We start from the raw sequence: 20,383 nt of genomic DNA, 5'->3' as shown, positions 1-20,383 counted from the left end.
AGGCAAAGTGAATACACACCGATGTCGACGAGATGGCAGCATCAAGCAAGTGGCATCAAGGAAGGGGAACCGTCTTCAAGTCTTGAACGCCCTCGGTCTGAACGATCACCACAATGTGATCTTCACCCAAGCGATCAAGCTGGACGGTCCCGTCCAGATCTTTGATCGTCTCATACGCCTGACCGGCAGTATTACCATCCTTAACCGGTTCCGTAATCCCCTCGGGTCGCGCAATATTCTCGGTGCTAATCTTCATCACGCCGCGCGCGGAATTCGAAAGCAAGAGAAAATCTTTGCCCTCTTTCTTGTACGCGATCATGTCCAGCGGCTTGTTGCGATTTCCCAATTCCGCCACCGTCGTTCCGCGCGTCTTTTCCGACGACTTCAGATTGCTAATGGGAAACCGTACCAGCGGCGTGCAAACGAAACCGGCCAGCAAACTGGGTTCACCATTGATGGTCATCGGGACGAACGTGCGAATCGCGGCATAATCTTCGACACGGCCATGCGCCCCGTGGAAGATCTCGACACTGGTGCCCGTCAGACCTTCAGCAAAGGGGAATGGAATCTGATGGACACTGGAAGGCGAACTTCCCGCAGCCAAACCCGACGCAAACACTTTGCCTTCGGCGTATGCCAGGTCCGTGATCGAATCGTCGCGAGGATTCGATTTCCGGTTGCCTCGAGCGATCTCTTTGTCTTCTGGCGCATCCGGCAGCACGACTTTCTGGAACGGAACTTTAGTCAGCGAGACTTCCGTCAACTTGGCCCCTTCCCCGATCCGCACGATCGCGGGTGTCGCCTCGGCCCCCGTACCCTTGGTGACCGACAGATAGACATGACCATTCAGCGGATTGGTGGCCAGGTCGTTGACGGTCACCTGAGCAGGCACGGTTCCCAACAGCGTGGCCACTTGCTTGTTGAGGCCCGGAAGGTCGATTCGCTTGTGCGACGGATCGACCTTGGTGTCACCCGTCCCGATGGCGAAAATGGCCGCCGACTTGGAATCGCCGACGAACAGAATTCCATCAGGACCGAACGCCAGAGCGCCCACAGATTTGATCCCCGGATTTCCTTCTTTCAGACCCCAGTCGGCAGCAACGGCCCATGGAACCGAGGCAAAGGCAACGATCAGAACCGTCGCAGATTTGACGATGGCGCGAACATTCATGGCAGGCTCCTGGTTTCTTAGTCCACATTCTTATTCAACTCGAAACACGAGCTGACTGGCGAATCGCGTCAAAATGTGGATCAGACGAGTTTCGGATCAGCACATTATGATTCGATCGTCGCAACCCCGATAAGGGTGGGACATCGATTTCAGGAAAAATTGAGGTGATAAAAATTGGAGTCCAACTCCAATAAACCTCCCTGCCTTTTCAAGGCAAACCATTCAAAACACCAGCAGGATTTCGGCAGGATTTCTTGTGTGCCAGTGGCAGTCGATACGAAAACGAAAAACACCGTCAGTGGGGAAGCAAACGACTTTCGTCTTTCAGACCGAACCACGATCGAATGGTTTCTCGGCGATCTTCATTGCCCCACGACGAAACAATGCTCGTCGGACACGGACATCGCCAGTGGCACACAAATCAGGGTGTTCGCCAACGGATTCGTGGACCACGTTGACGACAATGTCCACCAAAAACACGGACGCGATCTATGCTCGTCTCAACCGTCCGAATCCGTCACGTCACCGGCGTCTGAATCCGCTTCATCGGCACTCGTCACATCACGAGGCTTCTCCCACGGCGGCCGTGGTCCCAGATACTGATAGAAATGGCACTCGATCCGACCGTTGTACAACTTTCGCTTCCGGTTCGCGCGACGCTTGAAGTACCGTTCAAATCCCGGATGCGAGGTCAGAACGTAAATCGACCATGTACTCAGTGGTCCAAAGGCATCCGCCATGTCGTCATAGATCGCGGCGGCCGATTCATCGTCGCCCAGCCGTTCACCGTACGGTGGGTTCGTGATGACGCAGCCATATTCCAGCGCCGTCTTCAGTTCCAAAACGTCCATCTTTTTGAAATCAATGTCGCTGCCGATCCCCGCTTCAATCGCGTTCGACTGTGCGATCCGCAATACGTTTTCGTCGATGTCGCTTGCCAGTAGTGACAGTGTCGGCTTCCCGAGTGCCTTGTCGCGCGCCTCTTCCCGTGCCTGCTTCCAATGGGCGCGCGTCAGTTGCGACCACTGTTCACACAGAAAACCGCGGCTCATTCCCGGTGCCCGATTCCGCCCAATCATCGCCGCCTCAATGGCAATCGTCCCTGACCCGCAGAATGGATCGAGAAACGGCCGCTCGCGATTCCAATAACTCAAGAGCACCAACGCCGCGGCGGTCGTCTCACGCAGCGGTGCCATGCCCGAGTTTGCCCGGTAACCACGCTTGTGCAGACCGACGCCCGAGGTGTCGATCGACAGCAGGGCCTCATCCTTTAACAGCGAGACTTCGATCTGATACTCGGTTCCGATTTCTTGAAACCAGTGCCGCTGGTAGTTCCGTTTTAGGCTCTCCACGATCGCTTTTTTCGTCACCGACTGAATCGTGGGTTCGTGGTGCAGGTTGGACCGGACCGATTTCCCCGACACCGGGAACTTGGCATCCACCGGCAACCATTCATGCCATGGCAGATTCTCGACTTGATCGAACAACGCCCCAAAATCAGGAGCGTGAAACTGGCCGATTTTCACCAGCACGCGGTCCGCCGCACGTAACCATAAGTTGCATCGACAGATCGCCAATTCGTCTCCGATAAACGTCACTCGGCCATCTTCGACCTTTTGTTCGGTGTACCCGAGTTCCTGCAGTTCGCGCGCGACGACCGCTTCCAGGCCAAAGGCAGACGTAGCAATCAATTCCATCCGACGAGTCATGAGCAAAAATCACAAAAATAGAACGCGAGACGTCAGAGCGGGGCACGCATCCGACAAGAGAGACCACTTTGGCCATTTCATCTACAGACTAACGTGTTCACGGGGCGGCCGAAACCACTCAAAAAAGCGCGGCGATTCTCTGGACCACCGTGAACCATCTTCGAACCCGCGACGTTTATCGGTTGTCGTGAGCCGAAATTCGATCCCTGAAACGGATTGTACTCGACTTTCATCCCCGGCGAAAAAAAGAAAGACAGGCCGTCGGACGGAATGTGACAGTCATTTTGAACGGGAATCCGGCCCAGGATGCCATTCCGTCACAAAATCGTGGGCCAGGCGTGATTCACAATCGGAAAGCGTCTCGCCGACAAGAATGTTTCGGCGTATACTATAACTGTCCTAAGAGGTTGGGGCGAATGTGGAATCGCCTCATCCACCAGATTGAGACAAGATTGCGTAGCAGAAATGTTCGACAACAACTGGAATCCTCGCGCTCAATCGATTCCGGCTCAATGGAATAAATCAGGAGATTCACCGTGTTGAGAAGCAGCAACCCCGTTTTGTCCGCCAATAGCATGGATTCCTTTCGGGGAGAGTTCTTTCCGACCAGCCAAAGCATGACGATTCAAGGGGCCGCGACAAAGTCGCTGATCCTGTTGGGTTTGTGCATTGGAACCGGATCGATGACATTTGCCATGACGCAAGGGGCAAATCCCGGGGCCGCGATGCCCTGGATGATTGGTGGAGTGATCGGCAGCCTGATCTTCGGGATGGCGACCACCTTCAAACCGACCTGGGCTCCAACCACCGCTCCGCTGTACGCATTGGCAGAAGGACTGCTGCTCGGTGCCATCTCTGGCATGTACGAAAAGATGTTCAATGGCATTGTCCCCCAAGCCGCCCTCGCGACGCTCGGCACAATGGCCGCCATGCTGTTCGCCTACAAAACGGGAGTGATCAAAGCCTCCCGCGGTTTCGTGATGGGTGTCGCCGCCGCAACGGGTGGTATCGCCCTGATGTACTTCGTCGCGATGATCTGCTCGTTCTTCGGCATCCAGATGTCGTTCCTGTACAAGCCATCGCCGTTCAGCATCGCGATTTCCGTGGGGATCGTGATCGTGGCCGCCCTGAACCTGATCATCGACTTTGCCGCGATTCAGCAGGCCGCAGCCCAGGGTGCCCCGAAGTACTACGAATGGTACACCGCCTTCGGCCTGATGGTGACACTGGTCTGGTTGTATGTCGAAATCCTGCGACTGCTGTCCCTGATCGCCAGCTCGAAAAGCAACGACTAGTCCATCTTAACAGCGTCACCATCACAGCGTCGCCACGCGCTTTTCGTGTCGACAGACCTGAGTTTCTCGTTACCAAGCTCCCGCTTGGTAACGCTCACCGCACGTAATTTCTCTCGTCGTGGACACGAACGCTCGCGTTCGTGACGCTCACAGAAACAATTTCACAGCCCAGGTCCACAGCCTGGGCGGTGTCGTTTTCGAGGCTCTCAGCCGAGCGCATGATCCATCTGTGCTGAAATTCCGGATTGCACAAGACCCCAAACTCAATTCTGCCCCTCCTCTTCGAGCAACCTTTGTCACGTGGCCCAGCAACCTGATCGTCCAAGCATCACGCATTCTCTTACAATGCGTCCCGCCTCCATCCGTCCGAAACTCCGATTTCGAGGCTCAATGCCCTGCAGAATGCGAGAAATCAGACTGTCGAGCTCGCCGACGATCTGTAACAGGGACTTTGGCATGCGCATTGCGTAATGTAAATCTCGTCACTTGATCCACCGCCTGAATTGATCGCTGTTCTTCCGGCACCCAGACGACATTGCTCGTCATCGCGGCCAAACATCGCGTTACTCTCGCACGCCGTCATCTCACGATGCAGAGACGGCCGGGCAGTCTTGTTTTGACAACTTTGAAATTCAGAGGACCGTTCCATGTTACTGCTGCTGATCATCGTCTTGTTGTTAATGGTCGGAACCACACCCGCATGGCCTTATAGCCGAGGATGGGGGTACGGTCCGAGTGGAAGTCTCGGCACGATCCTGGTGATCCTAATCATCCTGGCCCTGCTCAACCGCGGCCATATCTAGAAAACCTTGGTAAGGGTTGTTGAGCGGGGATACGGGTGCGCAGTCGATCTCAACGCATCGGCAACCTCACCGAGCCGTATCACCCGTCGTACCCTCATACGGCTCCATATGCACGAGCACATGCACCACGACCGGATGCGCCAGGCGAATTGCCATTTTGACGCGTCCCCCGATCGCATGGGCTTCCAGTAAAGGTGTTGATGGATCAGCCTGGACGTGAATGTCGGCGAACACGCGCAGACCCGTTCTTCGCAAACCCAACTTTTCAATGGCGCACACGCCCGGAACGGATTCCGCGGTCCGCCTCACCGCGGCATACAGTTCCGGCTCCAATTTGCGATCCATCAGATCGTGAATCGCCCCCAGCAACGAAAATCCACCGTTGACGAAGATGATGGCCGATGCCAGCAGCGCGGCCCAGTCTTCGGCGGTTTCCCAACCCGGCCCGCAGTAGACGGCAATCGCAATCCCCACGAACGCCGCGGCGGACGTAATCGCATCCCCCAAGTGATGCCAGGCGTCGGCCGTCACCGATCGGCTGCCGATTTCCGCCCCGGCAGTGCTGACCGTTCGCGACACGGCCGCTTTGACGATGATCACCACCACGAGCACGATCAACGTCCACGGCGCGGGGGCATGACGCGGGGTTTGAATCTCAACAATCGCCGCCCACGCAATCCCGATCGCCGTCCCCATCATGATCAGCGAGACCGCTGCCGCCGCCAGCGTTTCCGCACGCCCATAGCCGTACGGATAGACATCGTCAGGTTCGCGACGCGAAATCCGCAGCCCCGCGAGCACGATCAACGAGGCGACAATATCGCCCATCGATTCGACCGCATCGGCGATCAATGCGTACGCATTTCCCAGCACTCCCGCAACCAGCTTGATCGCCGCCAGCAATGCGTTGGCCCCCATTCCCAGCAACGTGGAACGAATTCCCTGTTGAACCGCATCGAATGGCTGCAACAACGTCTTCGCCGCTGAATCGACAGTCCGTTTCGATTCCCCGGTCACAAACTTTTCCATGCGGTCTCATCAGCCTGAATACAGAAGGTCCGACGAACCGATCATCGTCGTGGTCAATGGGAGTAGATTCAGCCGAAAGAGTATGCTCTCATTCAGCGGGCGGAAAGTGTGCATGGGAGGCTCGAGATGCCGTTGCCACTCACTTCTTTATTTCCATTGAAGTGACAGCGATCTTTCGGACCGATCAACATCCGCTCTGTCCATGAATCAGTCGAGATTGCACCGAGTGAACCACCGATCCAATTCAGGGAGGTGTCATGAACGACGATTCCGATCCTTCCGAAGCAAACGAGCCGTTCATGTTTCGCTTTGTCGCCCCCGGCATGCGACTGACGTATGAACTTGAATCGATCGGACAATTACGCGCGTCGCTCGGACATTCCATCGATTTTTGTCCAGTCCTTACCAGTGTCGGCTGGAATCAACAGAAACAAACTCTCTGCTCATTGCGGTTGAAGCATTCGATCAACGACGTGCAAGAGATCAGCCGTTGTTTACTCGACAGAGACGAGGTCACAGCATGGTCCGCACTTCTGAATTCCCAAATCGCTTCGGGTCACTGCTGCGATTCTGAATCATTTCTCGTGAATGATTTCGAATACGCCACTCGCCATGGAATTCGTTGGACCTGGAGCTCGAAGGGCATTTTCGGTTCACCCGTCAATGTCCTGTATATTGCCTCCAAGCAGTCGGCACTCTTCACGAACGGATTCTTCATTGAGCTACTTGAAATCTTCGACACCTTCGAGACACTTTGTCATAAATATCAGTAACCTCTTCGACACATCTCCGCGTTCATGGGATGCCCACTTATCGATCATCGGTCACTGTTGAAGAAGCAGAATGTCAAGCAAGCGTCCACTCTACCTCTTTGGCGTCGTTTTCTTGTCGATTGGAATGAGCTTGCCGCAGCTTGCCTTTCTGTCTATCGAAGGAAGCCGGGTCGCACAGGATTCACTGCTGATCGGACGATTTGACTGGAATCAAATTCGCGGATTGCGGCTCGGCGTCAGCCCCTATCTTGGACGCTTGAGCCGGGCGGAATTTTGGCAAGATCGATTTATTTATTCGAATCAAAGTTCTAAGACGCCGCAAAGCCAGGGATGGGATTTGACGGTCTGGAGCTTGGATCCAGAAACAGGCGAGTTGGTCGATCTTGGCTGGAAAGTCCCTGCAGATCACAGACGAGTTCCCACGGTGATCGGAGATGAATTGTGGTTGGCCAATTCGTCCATCAACGGCGAGCCCCCATGGACCATCGAATCCATGCAGCAGGAAGCGTTCAAACTCATAGATGGTGATTGGCATCCGTCCCCGTTTCCCTCTTACGTCTCCAAATCCGCCAACCCCTGGGTTGAACGACAATGGATCTCGTTGAATCGAAATCCCGCTCTTATTGAATCAACCGACGACGGCATCCTCGTCTCGTCAATGAAGGACGGGCGATGGGACACTGGTCGATTTGTTGTCCTACCGTCATCAAATCGGACGTGGACAATCGGCGGTACCCCGATCTCATTCAACGGTGCCAGAAGCATTCGAGTCCTGACATCAGGCAATCAACTCCACACATTCATCGAATCCGATGGCCGAATACTGTATCGCGCAGGATTCGATCTCTGGCCCGAATCGACAACGATGCTTGTCCATAATCCCCTCAAGCATCGTGACGTGGCACAATTCAATCCCATCAAAGAATGTGCGTCGGCCCTGCGCGTTGCGAATGCCGATACCGAACTCGCCCCGTGGTCGCTGGTTCGCGCCGAAATCAGTGAATCCATGTTCTGGCGCGATCAACCTACTGCCATGCTCATTGACGGCCAGCCAGCCGTCATGATCGTTGACGGTCTGAAGACCACAAATCCAATGGGAAACGTCTATCGCTTCGATGGACAGACCTGGTCCATGTTCGCCACTCAACCATTGCCACTCGGAGCGGTCCACTTTCGGACTGTGACCTGTCATGACGGGCAGAAATCGTACGTGGTCGTGACGACGACCATGGGCAAGGAATCTCTTTATTCAGTGGACGGACATGGCATCCGTCCCACCGCGGCAAAGTTGAAACGCATCTTCTCATTTCCACCGCTGTACATTGAATGCCTGATGTTGGCCCTGTCACCTGCTGCACTGCTGACCTATGGATTACTCTTTGGTGGCGGGATCTGGTTCCTGATGCGGTGGTACACGACGCGCAACTACGAATTTGGCAACCAATCCGTGAAGCTCGCCTCGTTGGGGCGACGGAGCCTCGCCCGGTTGATCGACATTACGCTGGTGATCCTGACGACGGCCCTGCTCGGCTGGGTCATGACACAAGGATTCGACTGGGACGCATTCGCCGAAGCCTTTGCACGGAATGTCGATCATCCCACGATTCATACCGCACAGAACGTCGCAATCCCGCTCGGACTCTGGATCGTCGCAAGCGTCATCGCGATCATCCTCATGCAGGGACTCTGGGGAATCACGCCGGGAAAATGGTGCTGCGGCCTCCGTGCGTTAAGAACCACCTTGCGCCCCTGCGGCATCGCCCGCAGCCTGCTGCGAGAAATCTTCCTGGCGTTCGACAGTTGCGGGTTCTTCTGCTGGGCACCGGGCATCGCGTGCATCGCCCTCACCCAAAACCGCCAACGCCTCGGCGACCTGCTCGCCGATACCATCGTCGTTGAAACCACGCGCACCTGACAGCAAGTTTCGCGAACAAATTGACAACTCACTTCATACGGCGGCCTACATCGAACTTAGAACGAAATAGAAAGCGTGCCGCTCCTACTTCGTTGCCAGCGACTCAATGAGTTGGCCGATTTCCTTTGCCGTGATTTGACGAGTCGTTTTTTCAAGCATCCGACGGAAGTGGCGGAGATCTTCGACTGTGCCTGGCATCCCAATATTCCCCAACAAGCTTTCGCTGGTCGTCAAAATGGTGCCGTCAGGTTCGGTCAACACGTAGTACGGCACTCCCTGCTTTTGCCCGCCAATCTGGTCGATAAGGCCCTGGGTGTTCTCGTCCAGTTCAGGGATAAACTTGAAAATCACGAAGTCCTTTTCAAGCACAGCAAGGTGACGATCGATCCAACGCGACATTCGGAAACAGGGTCCGCAGCGAGTCCCGCCTAGGAGGACGAAGACGCGCCGATGCTCTCGTTCAGCCCGTCGACAGGCCTCTTCATATTGGGCCCCTGCGTCGATCGGGGCTGGACGGTGCGCCACCACGAACTCTTTGGCAGTCAGCAGTGCATCGGGCAAATCGGCGGTGCCGATAATCATCGTCGCAAGTGTCTTCTGATCTCCATCGAGTGCGATCAAGACAACTTCACCCGCACCGGGTTGCGGCCATTTCCGGTCTTCGAAGAGCGGTTTTTCCAGCGGAAGTTGTGTCGCGGGAACGGTGATTGGCAAGTAATGCAGAATGAACTTGTGCTTGTCGTAGTCGAACAGTCGGGTGGTCAATTCCGTCACGGTTGGGGATTCGTCTCCCTGCAGAACCAGCAGTGCATGCATGTGACTGACACGCACGTTCTCGCACGTTGACGCAAGCCGTTCGGCCAGGGGCACCGCGCGTTTTGGTGCCTGCGGCTCCTTATTTTTGTCCGTACGCGTCGGACGAAGCTCATCGCTGTGGCGAACTTCACCCGGTTCAAACAACCGCTCGTGAGTGAATAAGAAGTATTGAGGCTGTCCCAGGTCGTTCGTCACGTCGATCCTGAGCGGCGTAAGCGATGGAGCGATGTCAAAGTGGAACCGACCTTCATGGTCGGTCACCTGGGGTGTAGCGACATCCTGAAATGATCCCGCCGTCGTCAGCTTCAAGGTGCGATCCACCAGAGGCGCCCCTTTCTCATCAAACAGAGTTCCGCTGTATGTCGCCGTCGGAAACATCGCCAACTCGACACTTTTCTCCGTCAGCCCGACTCGACCGAAACCACTCATCTGACGCTCACGATCAACCACGACAAGTTCCATCGCCTTCTCGTCAAAATTCACCTCAATTAAATTGTCATTTTTCAACACAGGTTCATAAACAGGACTGCTGTAGGGCGACGTATTGGTCCAGGCACGCATCAAGAGGTTTGACGACGGCAGATAGGGCTCACCATCCTTCGTAAGACTCGCAATGACTTGCCGATTTCCATCCCATTCACGATGAAAAAGGAACTCCTGGGGTTGCGTCGAGGTGACCTCGCGAGATTGATCTTCATGCCACTTGCCCGCATACAACGAGACATCCACCGTTCCGCGCCCGACACCTACTCGAACCTGACCCCTGGCGTCGGTATTCCACGATCCTGAGACACCTCCCAAGCAGTTGTGCTTCTTTCCTGTCGAGTCGATCCATTCAAAGCTGGCAGACTGTTTCACATAAACCATGACGCCGGCCACGGGAACCTTGTGAGCCCCGCGCGTCACGAGCGTCGTCACAGGGGTGGCAGGGTACGCGGTGATCTTGATCTGCGGTGATTTCGCCGCATCATCGCTCAGAATGACACCCGTCCAAATGTCACTGCCCCAGTCCGCGTCGGCGACTCCCATCGCGTAGCCATGATCCGAAGCGGCATGAAACATGAACGAACCATTTCGCCTGACGCGGGCGAGTGCATACGTCCCGTTCATCGTCGTACTAAAACCAGATCCACAGATCAGCACCCCTTCGGGATTGCGTCCATCGGGCATACTCAACCTGCCCACAACCGGTTTTTGGCGTCGAACATGGACCGTCACGACACGCTGTGATAGCTGATCGAGATCTGTCGAATCGACCTTCCAATTCGAACCCACAATCTGGACTTCAACCCTTTTCAGTTGATCGCGCGGCAGCCATGACAGATCCGCCTCCCCTTGTTGATTGGTTTTCGAGCGGACCATTTGCAGGTCGCGTGCCAGAATCCAATTGGCGTCGTCGAACTGAACATGAAGACCAAATTCGACATCGGCAGCGGGATCGCCTCGCTGATCGACAAATCGAAACTGTAGGGGAGCGGGTGGCAACAACGACAACGTTGTGAATTCTTGAAGTGGTCGTTCGTCGGAGACTCGCACAGCCGCAGCACCGCGCCGCGGATCTGATGCAACGACAACAAGGACCTTGTCGTCTGCGGGAAGATTGAGAACCGCAATCCCATCGGGGCCCGTTCGCTGCTGCGCGCTGAATGAAACTCCCGATCCAATGACGAGCACATCAGCCGCCGGACGCCCTTCGCTCGTCACGACGACACGGTGTTGAATTGCCGGGGTCAGTGTGAGCGCGATCGGATTCGCGAAATCCCGCCGAAGGTCATTCGGATTCTTGGTCAGTGTCGCCTGAAACCTCCCATCGGCAGAACGAGCAGAGATTCTGGCACCATGCTCAAACAGGTCGCGAATCTGTGCCCGCCCCCGCTTGTCGGCGACCTTGATTTGGGGAGTGATGAGGTATTGTCCGGTCGTCTCTACGATCGCGCCGGGCACTGGCGAACCATCGCGCAGTTGCAGATCCAGACGCAAGGTGAGCAGCCCATCATCCGGTTCCTCCGACTTCGCCCGGCCTTCCTGCTTCGCCGTGCCGACGTCGTCCTGTTTAGATTTCCCTTCAACGGCGATCGACACCGTGGCCAGCATCGTGACCGCGATCATCGCCGACGCGACCACTCCGACCAGCATTGCACTGCGCCACGTCAGGCTGGTTCCCCGACTACGGCGGTCGTTCAGCAGATCGGCAACTCGCCATTCCAACTTCCATCGTGACGTGAAGAGCCCCGCCGTGCCTGGCAAAGTCGCCCCTGCGTGGGTTAACTGCGCCATCGTCAGCAGGGTGCGGCTGTAGGACGCGGCATCAATCACATTTAACACATAATTGTCGCAGATTTCTTCGCGAGCCTGCCCCAGACGACGATTCAACAGGGTCACCAAAGGATGCGGCCAGAAGAGCGCCGCCGTGATGTTTTGCAGCAAGACAATCAACGGATCGCGTCGAACGACGTGTGCAATTTCATGAACCAACACGTCGTGAAGTTGATCGCTTGTCAGCTGATCGATGATTGTCAGGGGCAGGATCACGCGGGGATGGATCCACCCCGCAGACAGCGGACCAGAAACTCGAGATGACAACACCAACTCGGGCAACGGACGATCTCCGAACGATCGAGCGGCACGTTCGAAGGCATCGCGGATCAGGGGATGAGAATTCGGAATCGCCGCCCGCATCAATATCGCCAGTCGATAGCAACCGACGGCAAGCTTCAGCATCAGCAGGCACGTTCCAAAGAACCAGATCAGCAAGAGCGGGGCTCCGAGCGTCTGAACAAGAGACCTCAGGACGTCCGTTAGGGAAGTCGACGACGCGGCGGCGGACGCGATGTGCGAACGTGTGCCAATCCCGGCATCGCGTTCTTTCCGACTCGAATCTGAAGGGCTTAGCCTAAACGTCGATTCCTCGGTCTGCCGCGCCAACTCGGACATACGCTGTGGCGGGTTCGCGTTTGATACGGCCGCAGCGTGACCTTCGTTGGCAGCAATCGGATTGAATTCCTCTGGGATGACAGAGCCTTCGTCCGATTGCCAAGTGGTTAAAGCACCCGCGGGGATCGGCAGTGCTGCTGGCGTGCCTGGCGCGCTCACGAGCACAATCTTGACCAGGCTCTTTTCACTCCACTGCAAGCAGGCAGCGATCGCTGGACTGAACAGAACCAGCAGCAGTGATGACAACAGCAAGCCGTGCCGGGTAACGGGACTGCGTAGAAATGACCCGACAAGCAGTGCGATGGCGATCACACCGGTCACTTCCAGCACGACATTGACGGCCCAGGTGGCAATCGGATTGACGAATGCCCCAAACTCCGGCGAAGTCATGACGGTCTCCCCCGCTTGTTCTGACGTTTCGTTTTCGCTTCGGCTTCCTCGACCATTTGACGAATTCGCTCCGCTTCATCGGCCGAGAGGCCGCGGTACTCGATGAGCGCCGTGACCATTTCGTCGGACGATCCGGCGAACCACCGATCAACCAGCTGCGCAACCTTGGCCCCGAGCGACACTTTGCGCGGGCGTGCTGCGGAATACACAAACGTGCGGCCTTCTTCGCGGTGAACGAGCCAGCCCTTCTCTTCAAGCCGGACGATCATCGTTTGTACGGTGTTGCGTGCCAGTTCGCGTTCTTGCGCCAGCGCATCGCGAACTTCGGTCACGGTGACGGAACCTCGCTTCCAGACAATCTCCATGATCTCCCGCTGTGCAGCGGTAAGCCCCGGCCCGTTCTCATTTCCCACGATCACATCCTTGAAGGTCGCTTCATACCTACACTGCGTAGGCAAACTATGCCTACGCAGTGTAGGTATGTCAATCTCGCTTCCAGAATTCTGAATGATAGAGGTGGATTGCCCCGCCGCAGTCAATCGCTCGGGATGGCATCCAATGCTTGCAAGACCTCGTCGACAGAGGCAAATCGCTGGGACGGCTCCTTCTGCAAACAGCGCAGAAGAAACTCGTCCAATCCTGGTGGTGTGACAACGCCATAACTCGACGCGGGCTTCGGTACGGATGCCGACAGCACATTCGCCAGCGTCTCTGGCAAGTCTCGCCCCGTCATCGGCGGCTGCCCGACGAGTAGCGCGAACAGCATCGCCCCAATGCCGTACACGTCGGTTTGCGCGCTGAGGCTCCCGAACACATCGGAAATCTGTTCGGGAGCCAGAAACCCGGCCGTTCCGCCGCGTGGCACATCGTCTGGATCAGAGGCGTACCGGGCGAGTCCAAAATCACACAACACGATCTGACCATCGTCCTTCAGCATGACATTCGCGGGTTTCAAGTCGCCGTGAAAGATCTGTCTCGCATGGGCGGCGCCCACAGCGAGCGTAACATCGCGAACCACTTCAAGAATCCGTTTGACGCCAGGTTTTGTATGCTGACGCCATTCGGCCAGATTCGTTCCCGAGATGAAATCGGTCACCAGGAATAAGGCTCCGCGGGGTGTCGTTCCCCAGCTTCGAATCGCCAAAATCTTGTGGTGGTTGAGCTGCCGCAAGAGATCGTATTCACGAATCAGGGCCTCGATCGCACGCGTGTCAGTCCAGCATTCCTTGCGAAGAAACTTGACCGCCACAGTCTGACCGGAAGCACGTTCGATCGCACGATAGACTTTACTGAACGCACCAGAGCCGACGAATTGCTGAAGGACGAACTGATCATAGGTTGTTGTGCCCCTCCGCTCGACACGATCACGTTGAACTCGGCCCTCACCGGGCGCAACTGACAACGACACTTGAGGCGAACCCATGCCATCGGCACGTTCGATGGGAAGCAATGCTCGAACCCGTTCGAGGGCTCGGCGAACGGTTCGTTCATTCAGACCAAGTTGGCCAGCGATCGTGGGCGCGTCATACCCTTGCAGGGTCAGGACCACGACTTCACGTGCGGTCTCGTCGAGGCGCTTCATCAGGCGTTCGACTTCTTCCAAAAACACCGCGGCATGCTCTGCGGTGGGCTCCCGTTGCCACACACTTTCCATCCCTGCAGACGATTCGGCTTGCTCGTGCGCGACGGACCGACGACCGGCGTGGTGGTAACGGACCTGTCGCGCCAATTTTCGCAGCACGAAGGTCGCCAGCAGCGGCCAGAGATCGTCATTGGCCGCGGTCAAAGAACGTCGGTCACGTGACGTGATGAAAAAGCTGCGATAGGCAGACAACAGGATGTCTTCCGGATCAATTCGACGCGCCAACTGGCGCGATAGTTTCGCCTTGATGAGTGCGGTCAGGCGAACATGATAACGCTCGAAAAGGATCGTCGCAGCACGCTCGTCACCACGTGACCATGCTTCGATAAGTTTCGAATCGACGGTGTCGTCGGACATTTCAACGCAGCCCATTCAGTCGAGATTTTCGCCGCGTGGATCGTGCCCGTCAGGACTGAGCCACGCGCCTTCAACCAATCTGCCATCCCGGCATCAGAGAATGATATCGCCCGGATCGAACCAATCGAGCCGCGCGCACGGAATCGACGACTTCCCAAAATCGCGAACGAAAATCGATTTCTCACGCCCGGCCTTCAGGCTGTTTCGGCATTAGCGGGTTGAGACTGATTTTTTTCTGATCCTGAAAGGAACTGACGATGGCCATGGTCGTGACAGAACCCTGCTTCGGCTGCAAATACACAGACTGCGTCGCCGTGTGCCCCGTTGACTGCTTTTACGAAGGCGCATCGATGCTGTTCATTCACCCGGATGAGTGCGTCGATTGTGGCGCCTGTATTCCCGAATGCCCGCCACAGGCCATCTTCTACCACGATGACGTCCCCGAAAAATGGCACACGTACATCGAACTGAACCGAGAGATGTCATTGACCTGCCCAAACATCACGGAGCAGAAAACGCCGCTTTGTGACGAATAGGTACAGGTCCCCGGAAAGCCGCTGTCGGTCAACACTGAACCGGTGCGGCCCTGCGCCGATTCGGACCAAGGCGCGCGATTCCGTTCCGTTGGGAGATCTCGCCAGGTCTCCCGCGCTGCTGAATCAAAAGACTCGACAGGGTCCTCAACCGGTTGGTGGGGAACTTCTTTACGACAACTTGCGTCACGAACTGACGCCGCAAGTGAGCATCCCCGGAATGGCCTTTGCGTCATCGTAGAACGGGCCGTCGTGCTCACGAACGCGAATTTCTTCACCGTTGAAATAATGGAGTAACCATGACCGGCTCGTCCGCACTTTTGCAAAATACGCTTCAGACAGGTGCCGCCGCCGCAACAGCGACAACGTTGGCCACCGCCATCTGTGGGGAATTGGAAGAAGGCAACGCGATCGCACCTCTGAACGCCATCAGTCATATCGCCTGGGGTGACGAAGCTGCGACCCACGATGAGGCGAGCTGGAAATACACCGCAACCGGAATGGCTCTGAATGGAGCCGCAGTGACGTCGTGGGCAGGAATTTTTGAAATGTATTTCGGTCGCGCGGTCGACCGCCAGGATGTCAGGCAGGCTCTGGTCGGTGGTGCGGCCGTGTCGGCTCTAGCCTTCGTTACGGATTACTACCTCGTTCCGCGGCGGGTGACCCCAGGATTCGAGAAGCGACTCTCGAATACATCGCTATTTGGAATTTACTCCGCACTGGCGCTGAGCCTTGCCTTGGGACGAATGGGGCAAGCTCAGCTCGCTCATGCCGGTTCCGCAGGAACGCCGTAATGCCCCAGCTCCCGATCGATGACATAAACCGGCGCGATTTTCTGGTCGCGAACGCCTCATTAATTGCTGGCACCACTTTACTTGTGAGTCACACGATGACAAAGGCTGATTCTCCACCCCTCGCCCCATCCGACAAGCAGCCGCCGCACGTCAAAATCCCCGAACCGCCTGCCAAAAAAGTCGGATGGGCCATCGTGGGATTGGGCCAATTGGCAATCGAAGAAGTCCTTCCCGCATTCGGACAATGCGATCTCGCCAAACTCGTGGCCCTCGTCAGCGGTCATCCCGAAAAGGCGAAGAAAGTTGCCGCCGTGTATGGCGTCGACCCCAAACAGATTTACGACTATTCCAGCTACGACACGATCGCTGAGAATCCTGCGGTCGATGTCATTTACATCATTCTGCCGAACAGCATGCATGCCGAGTACACGCTGCGCGGCCTGAAAGCTGGAAAACATATCCTGTGCGAAAAGCCGATGGCGACATCGGTTGCAGAATGCGAACAGATGATTGCGGCCGCAAAAACGGCCCGGCGTCAGTTGATGATCGCATACAGACTGCGGTACGAGCCGTTCAACGTCGAAGCGATTAAGCGATGCCGTGAGGGGCAGCTCGGCAAGCTCAAAACCATGAGGGCCACGAACGGGCAAAATACCCAGGCTCCGAACATTCGCCTGAGCCAAACCTTGGGCGGCGGACCGCTACAGGACGTGGGAATCTACTGTTTGAACGCATTCCGGTATTTGACGGGCGAGGAGCCAATTGAAGTCTCAGCCACTGCTCATCAACCGAAGGATGATCCACGATTCCGTGAAGTCCCTGAAACTGTTGCCTTTGCGCTGAAATTTCCCTCGGGCACCATCGCGCAGGGCGATTGCAGTTTCGGCACGAGTGAGGCGCGACGTTACGACGTCCATGGTACGCACGGAAGCCTACATCTCGATTCGGCATTTGCCTATCTCGGACAACGCCTCATACTACGTGATTCCAAAATGGCATCAGAACTCAACTTGTCTCCCGTCAATCATTTTGCGGCTGAGATGGATCACTTTTCAGAGTGTGTCCTATCGGGAAAAGAATCACGCACACCAGGTGCAGAGGGACTCGCAGATTTACGCGTGATCACGGCCATCCAAGAGGCCATTCGCACCGGTCGTACAGTCGCATTGAACACCTGACGGAAAACACGAACGCTTTTAGATACATGTGATCTTCCTGTGATTCACGCAATCGTTGTGACGTCGCCCCGTCGATGGCGTGAGATTTGCGAACGAATTTCACCGTTTCGCCATCCTCGCTCATACGATAACGATCCGTTGAAAGGACAGTGCATCATGGATACAGCCCCTAGCACACATCTGCATGAAATGCTCAAGGGATTTCACGTTGGAATGATCGTGACCCGCGCTGAGGACGGAGAACTGCGAGCCCGGCCAATGATGCTCGCTGAAACGCCAGCCGATGAAACACTGTGGTTTATGACCGACCGTAACTCCGGAAAAATGGATGAAATCACGCATGACAATCGCGTTAACGTGACGATGCAGTCGTCCAACAAATTCATTTCGATCAGCGGAAGTGCCACGGCCGTTGAAGACCGTCAAAAGATTGCCGAACTCTGGAAGGAGCCATTCAAAGTCTGGTTCCCAGGCGGAAAAGACGACCCATCCCTGGTACTGATTCAGGTTCGGGGACAGACCTGTGAATACTGGGACAACAGCGGAATGAGCGGCATTCAGTACTTGATTGAAGCCGGCAAAGCGTACCTCAGCGGCACCCGGCCCCATCTGGCGAACGACACGAAAGTGCACGGCAAAGTGCATCTGTAATGGCCAATTGAGGTTGCGAAATCCCCTCCCGAGAATCGAGTGCGCCAGAAGTAGAGCCGCCACCGCGTAACCTATATCCCTTAAAGCACTTACACGACCTCATCCACAGGGAATCGGCACTCCCCGTGGCGATGGAAACGCGAACAGGGAAGACGGTACACGGGGCGTCCCTTCGTTTTTCCCCGTTCCATCAAACACAGGAAGTTGTGTCTGGACAGACGCGATCAATTCGCTATCCTGTGCCGCAGACAAAGACCATCTCCGGCGGGTGCCGGCCGTGCCGTCTCGGACGAAACCGAGACAAAATCTCTTCGCTTTTCTGGCGAACCAAACCCAAGACTTTACGCTCAAGGTCGAGCGTCCTTTATCTGGGGTGGCATGCCGTTGCACACGCAACGCCCGAGATCATGCCAAACGCTAATGGAACTAGCCATGTTGGTCATTACCCGAAAACTGGGCGAGAAAATTCAGATCGGCAACGCCACGATTACCGTGACCCGAACCGGCAAATGCAATGTCGTCATCGGCGTCGAAGCACCGAATCACGTTCGCATTCAACGCGCGGGCCCCTCTTCGGCAACAACACAATCCAGGGAACTGTCCCGAGATTCCGCGAACAACGATTCGTTGTCCAAAGCGTCGTGATTTGAGAGTCGGGCAACGGTGCCGCTCGGAGCGAGTCAGCCATCGTTGCCGAGGGGGATTCAAAGCCTGTCATTCGCACCCTGATTCGGGCAGGATTTCGGGTAGGTCGTTTTGACGTGAAACCGAGGCACCGCCCCATGGACACCGACAATTGGATCACGGCTGTTTTGGCGCTGCGTAAAGCCGAACGAATCGTCGTCTTTACTGGAGCGGGTATTTCGGCGAGCAGTGGAATTCCTACGTTTCGCGATACCGATGGCTTCTGGAATCGATTTCCTCCTGAACAATTTGCGACCTGGGACGGACTGCTCAAGACGGCGCTCACTCGACCGCATCAGGTTGCCGAGTTTGTGTTGAATGTGGTCGCCCCCATCGCGAAAGCACACGCCAACGCAGCACATCGGGCCGTGTCTCGAATCGAACGACACACAACCACGACCGTTGTCACCCAGAATGTTGACGGACTTCATCAAGCCGCCGGTTCGACCCATGTCCACGAAATCCACGGCTCACTGCTCGAGGTGATCGACACATCCACGCAACAGGTCATCAAACGGTTTCAACGCGATGAACTGATCCGCATCAGTGAAACGCTGGAAAAATATACACACAAGAAGATTTCCCTGGTGTCATTTCTGTGGGAACTGCGGCAATGTTTTCCCTTCGACTGGCGGGGCCGACATCGCCCCAATCTGATCCTTTTCGGCGATGCCTTGGCGGAACCAGCCTGGACCGAAGCCTGCCAGGCCGCCGATCAATGCGATCTGCTCCTGACAGTGGGTACATCCGCCGCAGTCTATCCCGCAGCCATGCTGCCCGACCGTGCCTCCAAGGCAGGCGCGACGACGATCACCATCGATCCACACGTTCGCGGGGAATGTTGGCTGCAGGGCAATTCTGAAACCATTCTGCCGAAACTGGTCAGTGACGCATTTGGGCCAGCCGACTGAAGAACGCGGACGCGTTTTCGACTAGTCGAGCGTCAAACTCATCGGTACGAACGGCACTCCGTTCACGACCACTTCCGGCTGCGCCACAAACCCAAAGGATTCGTAGACCCCGCGTGAACCACGGGACGAGTTCACGGTGAAATGGCCCCGATTGCCATTGGTGATGCAGGCCTGCCGCGCGATCTGCCAGAGGTCTCGTCCAATTCCACGACGGTGATAACGCTCCGCCACGAAGAGATGGTAAAGATGACGATCCTCCTGAGTCGCCACCACTCCCACGATTTCGCCATCGTCGCACGCCACGAAGTAACGATAGGCCCCTGCGAATCGTTCATGTGTCTGGGATTCGTTCATTGAGTCAACCAGATTCAGCGCTCCTTCCTGGGTGCAGTCTCTGGTGATGAAACGCTCTGCCAGGGACGTCGTCAGACGCACGATGTTGGGAATATCCGCCCTGTCCGCCCGTCGGATCGTCAACATGGAATCGTCGTCTCCGGAAACACCTGCCTGGCTCTCGCGGCCCGCTGAACCCTGCCATCCGTTTGAAACACAGTCCGTTTTTCGCGATTGACGCCGTCACGTTGAAACAGCGAGTTCCCGGCTTGGCCATTGGTTCACCCTCGGTCATCCCCGAATTGTCGGATTTCCGCAGGACGATTGCCAGATTGCATCAGACGCCGCCGATGTCGAATGGGCTGTGATTTGCTCCGTTTGCCCTGAGCGGTTTACAATCTGGAATTCAATTTGAGACAAATGTCCGGCTGTTCCGTTCGTCAGGCAATAGCGGCATACCTCACC

The 20,383-nt window shown here is 56.1% G+C and carries 17 protein-coding genes; 10 read left to right on the top strand and 7 right to left on the bottom strand.

Features of this window, described 5'->3' with window-relative positions:
• Window positions 1-55: 55 nt before the first annotated feature.
• Together OSO_RS0134235 and OSO_RS46255 are read right to left on the bottom strand one after the other, a co-directional pair.
• Window positions 56-1,171: a hypothetical protein gene (locus OSO_RS0134235; RefSeq protein WP_010587360.1), complete on the bottom strand. Its 1,116-nt coding sequence runs from the start codon at window positions 1,169-1,171 to the stop codon at window positions 56-58.
• A gap of 500 nt (window positions 1,172-1,671) precedes the next feature.
• Window positions 1,672-2,868: a THUMP domain-containing class I SAM-dependent RNA methyltransferase gene (locus OSO_RS46255; protein WP_010587359.1), complete on the bottom strand. Its 1,197-nt coding sequence runs from the start codon at window positions 2,866-2,868 to the stop codon at window positions 1,672-1,674.
• Window positions 2,869-3,419: 551 nt separating this feature from the next.
• On the opposite strand from OSO_RS46255, the gene OSO_RS0134220 reads away from it, so the two are divergent.
• On the top strand, window positions 3,420-4,175 hold the full coding sequence (locus OSO_RS0134220; protein WP_029247774.1) for a Bax inhibitor-1/YccA family protein: 756 nt from the start codon (window positions 3,420-3,422) through the stop codon (window positions 4,173-4,175).
• A 647-nt stretch (window positions 4,176-4,822) separates the two neighbouring features.
• Entirely contained in the window at window positions 4,823-4,978 is a 156-nt protein-coding gene (locus OSO_RS50225) for a DUF3309 family protein (protein WP_010587356.1), read from the top strand.
• A 66-nt stretch (window positions 4,979-5,044) separates the two neighbouring features.
• On the opposite strand, the gene OSO_RS0134205 is transcribed toward OSO_RS50225, so the two are convergent.
• Window positions 5,045-6,007, bottom strand: a complete 963-nt coding sequence (locus OSO_RS0134205; RefSeq protein WP_010587355.1) for a cation diffusion facilitator family transporter — start codon at window positions 6,005-6,007, stop codon at window positions 5,045-5,047.
• 257 nt (window positions 6,008-6,264) lie between these two features.
• Here OSO_RS0134205 and OSO_RS0134200 point away from each other — a divergent pair, with 257 nt between their 5' ends.
• The gene (locus tag OSO_RS0134200) at window positions 6,265-6,780 is read left to right on the top strand and encodes a hypothetical protein (protein ID WP_010587354.1); all 516 of its coding nucleotides are present in this window, start codon (window positions 6,265-6,267) and stop codon (window positions 6,778-6,780) included.
• 70 nt (window positions 6,781-6,850) lie between these two features.
• Window positions 6,851-8,695, top strand: a complete 1,845-nt coding sequence (locus tag OSO_RS48965) for an RDD family protein (protein WP_010587353.1) — start codon at window positions 6,851-6,853, stop codon at window positions 8,693-8,695.
• Window positions 8,696-8,779: 84 nt separating this feature from the next.
• Here OSO_RS48965 and OSO_RS0134190 read toward each other — a convergent pair whose 3' ends face one another.
• The 3 genes from OSO_RS0134190 to OSO_RS0134180 all read right to left on the bottom strand — a co-directional run bounded on the left by OSO_RS0134190 (window position 8,780) and on the right by OSO_RS0134180 (window position 14,834).
• Window positions 8,780-12,835, bottom strand: coding sequence for a M56 family metallopeptidase (locus tag OSO_RS0134190; protein ID WP_010587352.1), 4,056 nt, complete (start codon window positions 12,833-12,835; stop codon window positions 8,780-8,782).
• Window positions 12,832-13,248 (bottom strand): BlaI/MecI/CopY family transcriptional regulator, encoded by a 417-nt coding sequence (locus tag OSO_RS0134185; protein ID WP_010587351.1) that lies wholly within the window; start codon window positions 13,246-13,248, stop codon window positions 12,832-12,834. The genes OSO_RS0134190 and OSO_RS0134185 overlap by 4 nt, the downstream gene beginning before the upstream one ends.
• A gap of 122 nt (window positions 13,249-13,370) precedes the next feature.
• Window positions 13,371-14,834, bottom strand: coding sequence for a protein kinase domain-containing protein (locus tag OSO_RS0134180; RefSeq protein ID WP_010587350.1), 1,464 nt, complete (start codon window positions 14,832-14,834; stop codon window positions 13,371-13,373).
• A 257-nt stretch (window positions 14,835-15,091) separates the two neighbouring features.
• On the opposite strand from OSO_RS0134180, the gene OSO_RS0134170 reads away from it, so the two are divergent.
• The 6 genes from OSO_RS0134170 (at window position 15,092) to OSO_RS0134145 (ending at window position 19,585) form a co-directional block, all read left to right on the top strand.
• Window positions 15,092-15,370, top strand: a complete 279-nt coding sequence (locus OSO_RS0134170; RefSeq protein WP_010587349.1) for a ferredoxin family protein — start codon at window positions 15,092-15,094, stop codon at window positions 15,368-15,370.
• Window positions 15,371-15,666: 296 nt separating this feature from the next.
• Window positions 15,667-16,161, top strand: a complete 495-nt coding sequence (locus OSO_RS0134165) for a hypothetical protein (protein WP_010587348.1) — start codon at window positions 15,667-15,669, stop codon at window positions 16,159-16,161.
• A 95-nt stretch (window positions 16,162-16,256) separates the two neighbouring features.
• On the top strand, window positions 16,257-17,339 hold the full coding sequence (locus tag OSO_RS0134160) for a Gfo/Idh/MocA family protein (protein WP_202800020.1): 1,083 nt from the start codon (window positions 16,257-16,259) through the stop codon (window positions 17,337-17,339).
• Window positions 17,340-17,495: 156 nt separating this feature from the next.
• Window positions 17,496-17,990 carry a pyridoxamine 5'-phosphate oxidase family protein gene (locus OSO_RS46245; protein ID WP_040593568.1) on the top strand — a complete coding sequence of 165 codons (495 nt, stop codon included), beginning with the start codon at window positions 17,496-17,498 and terminating at the stop codon, window positions 17,988-17,990.
• A 432-nt stretch (window positions 17,991-18,422) separates the two neighbouring features.
• Window positions 18,423-18,635, top strand: a complete 213-nt coding sequence (locus OSO_RS46240; RefSeq protein ID WP_010587345.1) for a carbon storage regulator — start codon at window positions 18,423-18,425, stop codon at window positions 18,633-18,635.
• Window positions 18,636-18,772: 137 nt separating this feature from the next.
• Entirely contained in the window at window positions 18,773-19,585 is an 813-nt protein-coding gene (locus OSO_RS0134145) for an SIR2 family NAD-dependent protein deacylase (protein ID WP_010587344.1), read from the top strand.
• 21 nt (window positions 19,586-19,606) lie between these two features.
• Here OSO_RS0134145 and OSO_RS0134140 read toward each other — a convergent pair whose 3' ends face one another.
• A complete protein-coding gene (locus OSO_RS0134140; protein WP_010587343.1) occupies window positions 19,607-20,065 on the bottom strand; it encodes a GNAT family N-acetyltransferase in 459 nt (152 codons plus the stop codon).
• Between the last annotated feature and the right edge of the window lie 318 nt (window positions 20,066-20,383).

Origin of the sequence: Schlesneria paludicola DSM 18645 (assembly GCF_000255655.1) — a bacterium.
Lineage (GTDB): Bacteria > Planctomycetota > Planctomycetia > Planctomycetales > Planctomycetaceae > Schlesneria > Schlesneria paludicola.
Note: the sequence above shows the minus strand (reverse complement) of the source record. Positions and strands in the feature narration are given on the sequence as shown.

What these genes read in the sequence shown, in the direction of transcription:
- OSO_RS0134235 (WP_010587360.1), bottom strand. Translation starts at nt 1,171, where the DNA reads ATGAATGTTCGCGCCATCGTCAAATCTGCGACGGTTCTGATCGTTGCC.
- OSO_RS46255 (WP_010587359.1), bottom strand. Translation starts at nt 2,868, where the DNA reads ATGGAATTGATTGCTACGTCTGCCTTTGGCCTGGAAGCGGTCGTCGCG.
- OSO_RS50225 (WP_010587356.1), top strand. Translation starts at nt 4,823, where the DNA reads ATGTTACTGCTGCTGATCATCGTCTTGTTGTTAATGGTCGGAACCACA.
- OSO_RS0134205 (WP_010587355.1), bottom strand. Translation starts at nt 6,007, where the DNA reads ATGGAAAAGTTTGTGACCGGGGAATCGAAACGGACTGTCGATTCAGCG.
- OSO_RS0134200 (WP_010587354.1), top strand. Translation starts at nt 6,265, where the DNA reads ATGAACGACGATTCCGATCCTTCCGAAGCAAACGAGCCGTTCATGTTT.
- OSO_RS48965 (WP_010587353.1), top strand. Translation starts at nt 6,851, where the DNA reads ATGTCAAGCAAGCGTCCACTCTACCTCTTTGGCGTCGTTTTCTTGTCG.
- OSO_RS0134190 (WP_010587352.1), bottom strand. Translation starts at nt 12,835, where the DNA reads ATGACTTCGCCGGAGTTTGGGGCATTCGTCAATCCGATTGCCACCTGG.
- OSO_RS0134180 (WP_010587350.1), bottom strand. Translation starts at nt 14,834, where the DNA reads ATGTCCGACGACACCGTCGATTCGAAACTTATCGAAGCATGGTCACGT.
- OSO_RS0134170 (WP_010587349.1), top strand. Translation starts at nt 15,092, where the DNA reads ATGGCCATGGTCGTGACAGAACCCTGCTTCGGCTGCAAATACACAGAC.
- OSO_RS0134165 (WP_010587348.1), top strand. Translation starts at nt 15,667, where the DNA reads ATGACCGGCTCGTCCGCACTTTTGCAAAATACGCTTCAGACAGGTGCC.
- OSO_RS0134160 (WP_202800020.1), top strand. Translation starts at nt 16,257, where the DNA reads ATGACAAAGGCTGATTCTCCACCCCTCGCCCCATCCGACAAGCAGCCG.
- OSO_RS46245 (WP_040593568.1), top strand. Translation starts at nt 17,496, where the DNA reads ATGGATACAGCCCCTAGCACACATCTGCATGAAATGCTCAAGGGATTT.
- OSO_RS46240 (WP_010587345.1), top strand. Translation starts at nt 18,423, where the DNA reads ATGTTGGTCATTACCCGAAAACTGGGCGAGAAAATTCAGATCGGCAAC.
- OSO_RS0134145 (WP_010587344.1), top strand. Translation starts at nt 18,773, where the DNA reads ATGGACACCGACAATTGGATCACGGCTGTTTTGGCGCTGCGTAAAGCC.
- OSO_RS0134140 (WP_010587343.1), bottom strand. Translation starts at nt 20,065, where the DNA reads ATGTTGACGATCCGACGGGCGGACAGGGCGGATATTCCCAACATCGTG.